Below are 10,932 nucleotides of genomic sequence, written 5' to 3' on the forward strand. Positions count from 1 at the left end.
GGACGACGGGGCGGGCGGCGCCGACCCCGCGCGGGGCACGGGCCTGACCGGACTCGCCGACCGGCTCGCCGTGCTCGATGGGAGACTGTCCGTGAACAGCCCGGCCGGCGGCCCGACCGTCCTGTCCCTGGAGATCCCGTGCCCGCAGCGCTGAAGATCGTGCTCGCCGAGGACAGCGTGCTGCTGCGGGAAGGACTCGTCGGCGTCCTGACCCGGTTCGGCCACGAGGTCGTCGCGGCGGTCGGGGACGCGGAGGCGCTGACGGCGGCCGTGCCGTCGTACGCCCCCGACCTTGTCGTCACCGACGTACGGATGCCGCCCGGCCTCACCGACGAAGGCTTGCGCGCCGCCCTCGAACTACGCGCGGCGGACCCGTCCCTGCCCGTCCTCGTCCTCAGCCAGTACGTCCAACGGGCCTACGCCGCGGAGCTGTTGGACACCGGCGACGGAACCGGCGTCGGCTATCTCCTCAAGGACCGCATCGGCCAGGTCGAACAGTTCGCGGAGGCGGTGCAGCGGGTCGCGGCCGGCGGCACGGTCGTCGACCCCGAGGTCGTACGGCAACTGCTGCGGCGCCGGCGTGATCCGCTGACGGCGCTCACCCCACGCGAGCGGGAGGTGCTCGGGCTGGTCGCCGAGGGCAAGTCGAACGGGGCGATCGCCCGCGACCTGGTCGTCACCGAAGCGGCCGTCGGCAAGCACATCGGGAACATCCTGGGGAAGCTGGACCTGCCGCCGGCGGAGGACACGCATCGACGGGTGCTGGCGGTGCTGGCCTACCTGCGGGGCTGAGGCCCGCACGGCGGAAGGGGGTGTGGGTGGCGGAGCCCTCACCCCGCGCGGCGGAGCCACGCAAAAACGACGATGGCGAGGCAGGTTCGCGCTTTCTGCGAACATGCCTCGCCATCGTCACCGTGCGCCGCCAGGGACTCGAACCCCGGACCCGCTGATTAAGAGTCAGCTGCTCTAACCAACTGAGCTAGCGGCGCAGACTCTGTCGCCCATCCGCCTTCGGCGGCTGGCAACAGAGAAAATACTACCTGGTCCGTCGGGGTGCCTTCGACCAGTTAAACGTGAGCTGGATCTCCGTACGTCCCCGCGTGTCTAGATCGCCAACGAGAGCAGGAGCGGCGCCGCTCCCCGGTTCAGTGTGTGCGCCGCCGCGCGCAACCGGTGCGCGTGTTCCAGCGGGAGCGACAGCGCGAGGCAGCCCACGGCGGAGCCCGCGGTGATGGGGACCGCCGCGCAGACCGTGCCCGGCGCGTACTCCTGGAGGTCGAGGACCGGGACCGTGGGCGTCTGGGCGTCGAGCTTGCTCAGCAGCACCTTCTCGTTGGTGATCGTGCGGGCGGTGAGCCGGGCCGGGCGGTGGCGCGAGAGATGGTCACGGCGGCCGTTGAGGTCGAGCTGCCCCAGCAGGCCCTTGCCGAAGGCGGTCGCATGGGCGGAGGAACGGAAGTCGACCCACTCGTGGACCGCGGGCATGGCCGGGCCGTCGGCCCAGCCGGTGACCTGGATCTCGCCGTCGAGGTATCGGGTGATGTAGACGGCGGCGCCCACCGAGTCGCGCAGCCGGTCGAGGGTGTGCTGGAGCTGCTCGCGCAGGGCCTGGTCATGACCCTCCGCGGAGCCCAGCCGGGCGAGCGCGGCACCGGTGACGTAGGCGCCGTCGGTGGTCTGTTCCACGTATCCCTCGCGGCGCAGCATCCGCAGGAGCGCGGTCAGGCGCTCGCTGTCGACGCCGGTGCGACGGGCGATCTCGGCGTCGGTGACGCCACCTGCGTGCTGCGCCACCGTCTCCAGGACGCGCAGGGCGTCCTGGGCCGAGTGGTACGGCGCGGTCGGCTCGTGCTTGAGCGCCACGGTTTCCCCCTGCGCTTCTCGGGCCGTTTTTCGGACAGCTTGCCGTTTCCCACGATACGGCCCAAGAGCCCTGCGCGGAGGGGTTGTTCACGATAAATTCCCCGGTCCTCCGGGCCTCCCAACTGCCGGACCAGCACTCTGGCATATGCCAAAGGCATGGCCCGGCGGGTGGACCTCGCCTGTTCCCACGCGTTCGCCCGTTCGCTCGGCGTAGTCAGAGGACCGCGCTCAGGAACTCGCGCGTTCGTTCGTGCGACGGATCGCCGAAGATCTTGTCGGGGCTGCCCGACTCGATCACCTGGCCGGAATCGAACATCAGAACTTGGTCCGAGATGTCCCGGGCGAAGTTCATCTCATGGGTCACGCAGAGCATCGTGATGTCGGTGGTGCGGGCGATGTCGCCGAGCAGGTCGAGGACGCCCGCGACCAGCTCGGGGTCGAGCGCGGACGTCACCTCGTCGAGGAGCAGCACCTGCGGGCGCATCGCCAGCGCCCGCGCGATCGCCACCCGCTGCTGCTGCCCGCCGGAGAGCTGGCTCGGGTAGGAGTCGCACTTGTCGGCGAGCCCCACGAGGTCGAGCAGCTCGCGGGCGCGCGCCTCGGCCTCGTCCTTGGAGAGCCCGAGGACGTTGACGGGCGCCTCGGTGATGTTCCGCAGCACCTTCATGTTCGGGAAGAGGTTGAACTGCTGGAACACCATCCCGATGTTCTTGCGGACCTCACGGCACTGCTTGTCGCTCGCCGGGTACAGCTGTTGCCCGGCGACGGTGATCCTCCCCTCGTCGGGCTTGGTGAGGGTCATCAGCAGCCGCAGGATCGTCGTCTTGCCGGAGCCGGACGGGCCGATCAGCGTGACGTGCTTGCCGGCGTCGACCGAGAAGTCCAGCCGGTCGAGGACGGTGTTGCTGCCGAATCGTTTGGTCACGTTCTCGAAGCGGATCAGTTCACCGGTGTCGGCCGGACGCGTGCCGGGCGACTCGGGTTCCTTCATCAGCGGGGTGTCAGCGGACAAGACGACGCTCCAGGGCTCGCAGGAGGAGGGAGGCGGGGTACGCGATGACGATGAAGGCGATGCCGACGGTCACGATGGCCTCGTTCATCTGGAAGGTCTGGGAGCCGAACTGGCGGGCCTCGCCGAGCATCTCCAGCACACCGATGGTCATCAGCATCGGCGAGTCCTTCAGCATCGCGATGACGTAGTTGCCGAGGGCGGGCACGACCCGGCGCAGCGCCTGCGGCAGGATCACCGCGGTCCAGGTGCGCGAGCGCGGCAGGCTGAGCGCCGTCGCCGCCTCCCACTGGCCGGCGGGCACCCCGTCGATACCGGCGCGGTACACCTCGGCGGTGTACGTCGAGTAGTGCAGCCCGAGGCCGAGCACGCCGGTGGCCAGCGCGGACAGGGTCAGGCCCCACTCGGGCAGTACGTAGAAGAGGAAGAACAGCTGGACCAGCAGCGGGGTGTTGCGGATGAACTCCGTGACCGCCTTGACCGGCCAGCGCACCGCCTTCAGCTTCGAGCGCTGGGCGAGGGCCCAGACCAGGCCGAGGGAGAAGGCGAGCAGTGAGCCCCAGAGAAGGGCTTGCAGGGTGACCAGTACGCCGTCCCAGAAGGCCGGCATGAAGTCGCCCAGTGTGGACCAGTCCCACTTCATGAGGCACCTCCGGGGGCCGACGTCTTCGCGGCCGTTCCTGTTCCCGTTCCTGTTCCCGCACCCGCTGCGGCCAGGTCCTGGGGGCGCCCGGCGACGGCCTCGCGCGGCCCGGGGACGCCCTTCGCGGGGGCCCGGCCGACGCCGGCCTTGGCCCGCCGCTCGACCTGGCGCATCACCCGGGTGATGGCGAAGGCGAGGACGAAGTACATGACGAGGATCACCGTGTAGACGGGCGCGCTCTGCCCGGTGGCGTTGCGCACCAGCTGGGCGGCGAAGGTCGTGTCGGCGACGCCGAGCACGGACACCAGGGCGGTGCCCTTCAGCAGCTCGATGAGCAGATTGCAGAAGGGCGGCACCATCTCCGGCCAGGCCTGCGGCAGCACGATCTTCCGCATCCGCTGGGCGGGTGAGAAGCTCAGCGCCACCCCCGCCTCGCGCTGCGCCGCCGGTACCGCGGCCACCGCGCCCCGCACGATCTCCGAACCGTACGCGCCGTACGTGCAGCCGAGGGTGAGCACGGCGGCCCACATCGGGACGAGCTGCCAGCCGAAGGTCAGCGGCACCACGAAGAACACCCAGATCATCAGGACCAGGGCGGAGGTGCCGCGGAAGATCTCGAAGTACGCGCCCGCCACGAACCGCACGATCCACAGCCGGTGCTGCCGGGCGAGCCCCACGGCGAAGGCGACGGCCGCGCCGAGGGCCGCGCCGTACACGGTCAGCTGGACGGTGATCCACACACCGCGCAGGAGCAGTTCCCACAGGCCCGAGCCGAAGGTGAATCCGTCGAGGAAACCGGCGGCGGTCACCTCGTTCACGGCACTCACGGAACCCATGGCGGTCATGTCGTTCATGGCACTCATGGGCGGCACTTCTCCTCTGCCCTGATGTCGGTCATCTGGTCCTTCGTGAACCCGAAGGGCCGCATGACCTCCAGCAGCTCCCCGCTCCGCTTCATCTTGTGCAGCTCGCGGTTGAAGGCGTCCCGGAGATTCCGCTCGGGCATCCGGAACGCGAACCCGCCGACGTCGACGACCGGCTTGCCGTCCACGATGGGGGTGACCTCGTCGGTCGCCTCCGCCTTCGTGCTCCTGGTCTGTTCGACCACGTTCCGCACGGTGACGGCGGTGCCCGCGAACACGTCGACCCGGCCCTGTTCGACGGCGAGGAGACCGGCCAGCTGGTCGGGCAGGGTGTCGATCTTCTTCACCCCGGCCGCTTCGGCGTAGTCGATCTCCGCGTAGCCGATGCCGGTCGCCATACGGGCCCCGGTCCGCGCGATGTCGGCGTAGGTGCGCAGCTTCTTCGGGTTCCCCTTGGGCACGATGAAGGCGTCCTTCATCTGGTACTCGGGGTCGGCGAAGAGCACCTGTTCACAGCGCTCCGGGTTGATGTACATGCCGGCGGCGACCACGTCGAACTGCAGGGAGTTCAGCCCGAAGATCAGCGAACCGAACTCGGTCGGGAACGGTTCGACGTGATCGACGCCGAGTCTGCGGAAGATCCGCGTCGCGATGGCCGGCGCGGAGCCCGTGATCTCGCCGTCCTTGCCTATGTAGCCGTACGGCTGCTCACCCGCGATGCCCAGCCGGACGGTGCCCTTCGCCCGCAGCTGCTGCAACAGCTGTCCGCCGTCGCCGGTGTCCGCGGTCGCCACCCGGCTGCACCCGCTGCTCGCACCGACCACCGCGCCCGTGCTGACCAGGGCGGCGGTGCCGGTGAGCAGGGTGCGGCGGGGGATGCCGGGTCTGCTGGGATGTCGGCTTTTCCTGTCGTGTGTGTGCAATCGAGCCATGGCCGCGCGGCTACCCGAGGCGGCAACGGGTATGCCAGTTCTTTTCCGGTCCTTCACGCACCGGTGCCCGCGGCGAACGGGCGTGGTTGAAGCCCGGGCCACGGGGCAGGCGCCACCGGACGGACGTGATGATGCAAGGAGGCGTCGATGGCGGAACGGCACGTCGAGATCGCGCTCGACCGGCGCGGGGTCCGCTGCACGGCCCGGTTGCTGGACGACCGCGCGCCGGTCACCTGTGCGGCGGTGTGGGACGCCCTGCCCCTGTCCGGTGACGTCTACCACGCCAAGTACGCCCGCAACGAGATCTACGCCCTCTTCCCACCCTTCGCCGACCGCGAGCCACCCCTGGAGAACCCCACCGTCACGCCCATCCCGGGTGACCTCTGCTACTTCTCCTTCGCCGGCACGGAGCTGGCGACGAGCGCGTACGGCTACGACCGGGAGGTCCGCCCCGGCGCGACCCTCGTCGACCTGGCCCTCTTCTACGAACGCAACAACCTGCTGTTGAACGGGGATGTGGGGTGGGTGCCGGGCATCGTGTGGGGCCAGGTGGTGTCGGGCCTGGACGAGATGGCGGAGGCGTGCAACGACCTGTGGAGGGCGGGGGCGCTGGGGGAGAGCCTGCGGTTCAGCCGGGCATGACGGCGCAGGGCGCCCAATGGCCCGGGGGCGCGGTCGTTCGGCGGGTGCGGGTGGTTCGTGGTTGCTCGCGCAGTTCCCCGCGCCCCTGAAAAGCAGGGGCTGCGCCCCGTGCTTTTCAGGCCTGCAGGGCCGTCGCTTTTCAGGCCCGTAGGGCCTGGTCTTTCAGGGGCGCGGGGAACTGCGCGAGAAGCCCCACCCACCCGCACCCGACCACGCACCCCCCTCGGGGTCGAAGGGGCAGCGCCCCTGGAGGACGGGACGGGTAGGAGCGGCGGGGGTGATCAGAGCCGGGGCGGCACTACCCCCGCAACCCCCGCCTCGTACAACGCATGCCCCACCCGCAACACCAGATCATCCCGATGCCGAGCCGCCACCACCTGAACCCCCACCGGCAACCCACCCCCGTCCACCCCCACAGGCACACTCGCCGCAGGCTGCTGCGTCAGGTTGAACGGGTACGTGAACGGCGTCCACCCGGTCCACCGCCGATGCCCGGACCCACCCGGCACCTCCACCCCCGCCTCGAAGGCCGTCACGGGCAAGGCGGGCGTGACAAGCACGTCGTACCGCTCATGGAACGCCCCCATCCGCCGCCCGAGATCCATCCGCACATCCACCGCCGCCAGATAGTCCAGCGCGGACATGGACGCCCCGAGCTCCCGTACCTCCCGCAACCCGGGGTCCAACACCAGCCGCTCACGCGGCCCCAGCCGCTGCGTCACCCGCGCCGCCCCGCTGAACCACAGCGTGTGGAACGCCTCGACGGGATCGGAGAAGTCGGGGTCGGCCTCGGTGACGTACGCCCCCAGCCCGGCGAGCCCCTCCACGGCCCGCCGCACCGCGAGGGCGACGCCCGGCTGTACGGCGACCTGCCCGCCCAGCGACGGCGAGAACGCGACCCGCAGCCCCCGCACCCCACCGGCGAGCGCGTCCACGAAGGACCCGGGCGCCGGCCCGAGCCCCGACCAGTCCCGCGTGTCGGGCCCGGAGACGACGTCCAGCATCAGCGCGGCGTCCGCCGCGTCCCGCGTCAGCGGCCCCACATGCGCCAGCGTGCCGAAGGCACTCGCGGGATACAGCGGCACCCGCCCGTACGTAGGCTTCAGCCCGAACACCCCGCAGAAGGCCGCCGGGATACGCACGCTGCCACCCCCGTCCGTGCCCAGCGCCAGCGGCCCCGCCCCGAGCGCGACGGCCGCCGCGGCGCCCCCGCTGGAGCCCCCGGCCGTACGCGAGAGGTCGTACGGATTCCGTGTCACCCCGCTCAGCGGCGAGTCGGTGACGCCCTTCCAGCCGAACTCGGGCGTCGTGGTCTTCCCCAGGAAGACGGCACCGTGCTCGCGCAGCCGGGCCACGGAGGGCGCGTCCTCGTCCCAACCACCCGCAGCCGAGATCGTGCTGGAGCCCTTCAGCGTCGGCCCGCCCCGCATCAGCAGGATGTCCTTCACCGTGACCGGTACCCCGTCCACCGCCCCTGCCGGTTCCCCGCGCCGCCAGCGACCCTCCGACTCCCGCGCCTGGGCGAGGGCCGGCTCGGCGTCGACGCGCACGAACGCGTTCACGTCCGGCTGCACCCGCTCGGCCCGCTCCAGCGTCGCCCGCGCCACCTCCACGGGGCTGAACTCGCCCTTGCGGTACCCCTCGACGAGTCGTAGGGCGGACAGCTCCGTCAATCGCGTCGGCTCCGACATGCGGCCCCTCCCAGGGGAGTTCAGTGTCCGGGTACGTACCCGCGCTGCTTGTCGACCACGTGGGGCAGCGGCTTTCCCGCCTCCCACAGTTCGAACAATTCCACGAACTGGGCGCCGAGTTCGTCCCGCCACCCCACCGTGTCCCCGCTCATGTGGGGAGAGACGATCAGCCCCGGCACCTCCCACAGCGGATCGTCGGGACCCAGCGGTTCGCGCTCGAACACATCCAGCGCCGCCCCCGCGATCCACCGCTTCCGCAGCGCCTCGACGAGCGCGTCCTCCACCACGAGCTGCCCACGCCCCACATTCACGAACCGCGCGGACGGCTGCATGACCCCGAACCGCCGGGCGTCGAACATGCCGAACGTGGCCTCCGTCAGCGGCGCGGCCGCGATCACCCAGTCGGCGCGGGCCAGCAGCCGGTCGAGGTCCTCCGGACCGTGGACGCCGGCGCGCGCCGCCCGGCCGACCACGGCCGTATGGAGGCCGAGGGCCTTGAGGTGGCGTGCGACGGCCCGCCCGATCGGCCCGGACCCCACCACACAGGCCCGCCCGCCCGCCACCCGCAGCGTCTCCCGGTGCCGCCACTCCCGCCGCCCCTGCAACTCCCAGCTGCGCGGCAGATCCTTGGCCATCGCCAGGACGAGCGCGGCGACGTACTCGGCGATCGGCGCGTCGAAGACCCCGCGCGCGTTCGTCACCACCGTGTCCTCGTCGGCGGCGAGCCCGGGGCCCAGCAGATGGTCGACGCCCGCGCTCGCCGTGTGCACCCAGCGCGGCCGGGGCCCGTCGCCCGGCCAGGCGTCCCGCACCGCACGGGACGCGAAGTCCCACACCAGGAGCACATCGGCGTACGGCAGGCGCTCGGCCAGCGTCGAGGCGTCGACGTACTCGATCGTGGCCCGCCCGGTGAGCCGTCCGAGCCGGGGACGCGGCTCGGTGTCGAGGACGAGGAGGTGCGGGCGGTGCGACGAGGTCATAGGCGTAAGACACCAATCACAAACGGAAGCGGCTCTACCGGCCCCACGGGATGCGTGTGACATGCACTGATTGACCACGCTCGCACTCGAACCTACCTTCGTCAACACGGACTTGCGCACGGTCTGTCGTCCACACTTCTCTCTCCGTGAGGCCGGTGGCTGTCATGAACGTCTCCTTCCTCGGTGGGCCCCTGCCGCAGCGCGGCGTCGGTGTCATCGCCCCGTTCGACTTCGCCCTCGACCGCGAGCTGTGGCGCTGGGTCCCGGACGACGTCTCCCTCCACCTCACCCGGACCCCGTACGTCCCGGTCGAGGTGAGCCTCGACCTGGCCCGGCTGGTCTCCGAGCACGAGACGCTCCACGATGCGGTCCGGGCCCTGAACGAGGTCGCGCCCGAGGTCGTGGCCTACGCCTGTACCAGCGGCAGTTTCGTCGGCGGGGTCGCGGGGGAGCGCGCGATGGGCGAGGCGATGACCCGCGCGGGCGCAGTGCACGCGGTCACCACCTCGGGCGCGATGCTCGCCGCCCTGGCCGAGCTGAACGCGCGCCGTGTCGCGCTGGTCACCCCGTACACCGACTCGGTCACCCAGTCCCTGGAGGAGTACCTCGCGGAGGCGGGCATCCAGGTCACCGGCCGCGCCTCGCTCGGCCTGGTCCGGCACATCTGGAAGGTTCCGTACCACGATGTGGTCGCCATGGCCCATCGCGCGGTCCGCTCGGCGACGCCGGACGCCCTCTTCATCTCCTGCACCAACCTCCCCACGTACGACGTCATCCCCCAGCTGGAAGCGGAACTGCGGATGCCCGTTCTCTCGGCCAACCAGGTGACGATATGGGCGGCGCTGCGTCATCTGGGTACCCGGGCGGTGGGTCCGTACCAGGCTCTGCTCGACGAGTCGGCCAGGCAGACGTTCGGTGCGGGACCTGTTCCGCCACCGCCGGTACTGCCGGAAGAACAGGAAGGTTGGGCATGACCTCACTCGGTTTCCTCTACCCGGGCCACTCCGCCGAGGACGACTATCCGCGTATGGAGCAACTGCTCGGCAGCGACATCAGGGTGGACGTGGTGCACACCGACATCGGCGAGGACGCCCACCGCGTGGACGCCCTGCGCGAGATGGGCGCCCCCGAACGACTGGCCGCCGGCTGCGAGGCCCTGCGCCTCTCCGGCGCGGAGGCCGTCGTCTGGGCCTGCACCAGCGGCAGTTTCGTCTACGGCTACGAAGGCGCCCACGACCAGATCCGCGCCCTCGCCCGCGCGGCGGGCCTCCCCGCCTCCTCCACCTCCTTCGCCTTCGCCCACGCGGCCCGGGAGGTGGGAGCCTCCAGGGTGGCCGTGGCGGCGACCTACCCCGACGACGTGGCCCGGCTCTTCGTCGACTTCCTGGCAGCGGCAGGCGTGGAAGTCCTGTCGGTACGGGGTGCGGGCATCATCACGGCGGCGGAGGTGGGCACCTGGGGCCTCGACGAGACCCTCACCCTGGCCCGTTCGGCCGACCATCCCGATGCCCAGGCCCTCCTCCTCCCGGACACGGCGCTCCACACGGCCTCCCACATCCCCACCCTGGAGAAGGAACTCGGCAAACCGGTCCTCACCGCCAACCAGGTCACGGTCTGGGAGGCCCTGAGGCTGGCGGACAGGAGGGTCAACGCCCCGGAGCTGGGGACGTTGTTCACACGCGAGCCGATCGTGCAGGTCTAGTGCCGGGGCGAACGGTTTCCGGGCGAGAGCCCCGCACCCCGTTCTCGGGGGCGCGGGGAACCGCGCGACAAGCCCTCACCGAAGCCGCGCCTCGGGGGTGGAAGGGGCGCGGCCCCTGGGGACGGGACGGGTAGGGGCGGCGGGCGCGGGAATAACCGGAGCCACCCTCCTGTTAGCCCGGACCGTAGCCGCCACCGATCCGCCCGCAGGAGGCCCCACCGTGACCACAGACGAGATACGAGGCGAAGCCAAGGGCACCGCGCCGGTCCCTCTCTCCGTCCTCGACCTGGTCACGGTAGGCGTCGGCCGCACAGCCACGGATGCCCTGCGCACCAGCGTCAACCTCGCCCGCCAGACAGAATCCCGCGGCTTCCACCGCTACTGGGTGGCCGAACACCACTCCATGCCCGGCGTGGCCTCGTCCTCCCCGGCCGTGATCCTCGCCCACCTCGCCGCCCACACCACCCGCATCCGCCTCGGCTCAGGCGGCGTGATGCTCCCCAACCACGCCCCCCTGGTCATCGCGGAGCAGTTCGGCACCCTCGAAGCGATGGCCCCCGGCCGCGTCGACCTCGGCCTCGGCCGCGCCCCCGGCACGGACGGCGCC

Annotated in this window: 12 protein-coding genes, 1 tRNA gene and 1 pseudogene; 6 read left to right on the forward strand and 8 right to left on the reverse strand. The window is 71.2% G+C overall.

Features of this window, described 5'->3' with window-relative positions:
• Together AWZ10_RS53700 and AWZ10_RS17165 are read left to right on the forward strand one after the other, a co-directional pair.
• Positions 1-154, forward strand: a pseudogene (locus tag AWZ10_RS53700) (sensor histidine kinase); the annotation flags it as partial.
• A complete protein-coding gene (locus tag AWZ10_RS17165) occupies positions 139-792 on the forward strand; it encodes a response regulator (protein ID WP_046708687.1) in 654 nt (217 codons plus the stop codon). The pseudogene AWZ10_RS53700 and the gene AWZ10_RS17165, both read left to right, overlap by 16 nt.
• Before the next feature lie 123 nt (positions 793-915).
• Here the strand turns inward: AWZ10_RS17165 and AWZ10_RS17170 are convergent.
• From AWZ10_RS17170 to ehuB, 6 genes are all read right to left on the reverse strand, one after another.
• Positions 916-989: transfer RNA gene (locus AWZ10_RS17170), tRNA-Lys, on the reverse strand.
• Between the two features lie 115 nt (positions 990-1,104).
• Positions 1,105-1,863 carry an IclR family transcriptional regulator gene (locus AWZ10_RS17175; RefSeq protein ID WP_046708688.1) on the reverse strand — a complete coding sequence of 253 codons (759 nt, stop codon included), beginning with the start codon at positions 1,861-1,863 and terminating at the stop codon, positions 1,105-1,107.
• A 214-nt stretch (positions 1,864-2,077) separates the two neighbouring features.
• Positions 2,078-2,854 (reverse strand): ectoine/hydroxyectoine ABC transporter ATP-binding protein EhuA, encoded by a 777-nt coding sequence (gene ehuA, locus AWZ10_RS17180; RefSeq protein WP_046708694.1) that lies wholly within the window; start codon positions 2,852-2,854, stop codon positions 2,078-2,080.
• A 10-nt stretch (positions 2,855-2,864) separates the two neighbouring features.
• Positions 2,865-3,515, reverse strand: a complete 651-nt coding sequence (gene ehuD, locus AWZ10_RS17185; protein ID WP_046708689.1) for an ectoine/hydroxyectoine ABC transporter permease subunit EhuD — start codon at positions 3,513-3,515, stop codon at positions 2,865-2,867.
• Positions 3,512-4,378 carry an ectoine/hydroxyectoine ABC transporter permease subunit EhuC gene (gene ehuC, locus AWZ10_RS17190; RefSeq protein WP_060891496.1) on the reverse strand — a complete coding sequence of 289 codons (867 nt, stop codon included), beginning with the start codon at positions 4,376-4,378 and terminating at the stop codon, positions 3,512-3,514. The genes ehuD and ehuC overlap by 4 nt, the downstream gene beginning before the upstream one ends.
• Entirely contained in the window at positions 4,375-5,310 is a 936-nt protein-coding gene (gene ehuB / locus AWZ10_RS17195) for an ectoine/hydroxyectoine ABC transporter substrate-binding protein EhuB (protein WP_046708691.1), read from the reverse strand. The genes ehuC and ehuB overlap by 4 nt, the downstream gene beginning before the upstream one ends.
• A 147-nt stretch (positions 5,311-5,457) precedes the next feature.
• Between ehuB and AWZ10_RS17200 the strand changes: the two genes are divergently transcribed.
• Positions 5,458-5,952 (forward strand): DUF3830 family protein, encoded by a 495-nt coding sequence (locus AWZ10_RS17200; RefSeq protein WP_060891497.1) that lies wholly within the window; start codon positions 5,458-5,460, stop codon positions 5,950-5,952.
• 281 nt (positions 5,953-6,233) lie between these two features.
• Here the strand turns inward: AWZ10_RS17200 and AWZ10_RS17205 are convergent, their stop codons facing one another.
• Together AWZ10_RS17205 and AWZ10_RS17210 are read right to left on the reverse strand one after the other, a co-directional pair.
• Positions 6,234-7,643, reverse strand: a complete 1,410-nt coding sequence (locus AWZ10_RS17205) for an amidase (protein ID WP_060891498.1) — start codon at positions 7,641-7,643, stop codon at positions 6,234-6,236.
• Between the two features lie 20 nt (positions 7,644-7,663).
• Entirely contained in the window at positions 7,664-8,623 is a 960-nt protein-coding gene (locus AWZ10_RS17210; protein ID WP_060891499.1) for a D-2-hydroxyacid dehydrogenase, read from the reverse strand.
• A 164-nt stretch (positions 8,624-8,787) separates the two neighbouring features.
• Here AWZ10_RS17210 and AWZ10_RS17215 point away from each other — a divergent pair, with 164 nt between their 5' ends.
• The 3 genes from AWZ10_RS17215 to AWZ10_RS17225 all read left to right on the forward strand — a co-directional run.
• Positions 8,788-9,597: a maleate cis-trans isomerase family protein gene (locus AWZ10_RS17215; protein WP_173531657.1), complete on the forward strand. Its 810-nt coding sequence runs from the start codon at positions 8,788-8,790 to the stop codon at positions 9,595-9,597.
• On the forward strand, positions 9,594-10,325 hold the full coding sequence (locus AWZ10_RS17220) for a maleate cis-trans isomerase family protein (RefSeq protein WP_060891500.1): 732 nt from the start codon (positions 9,594-9,596) through the stop codon (positions 10,323-10,325). The genes AWZ10_RS17215 and AWZ10_RS17220 overlap by 4 nt, the downstream gene beginning before the upstream one ends.
• A 220-nt stretch (positions 10,326-10,545) precedes the next feature.
• The coding region (locus tag AWZ10_RS17225; protein ID WP_159058295.1) for an MsnO8 family LLM class oxidoreductase at positions 10,546-10,932 on the forward strand (387 nt) is incomplete at its 3' end.

The sequence above is a fragment of the Streptomyces europaeiscabiei genome, from assembly GCF_001550375.1.
In the GTDB taxonomy this organism is placed as follows: Bacteria; Actinomycetota; Actinomycetes; order Streptomycetales; family Streptomycetaceae; genus Streptomyces; species Streptomyces europaeiscabiei.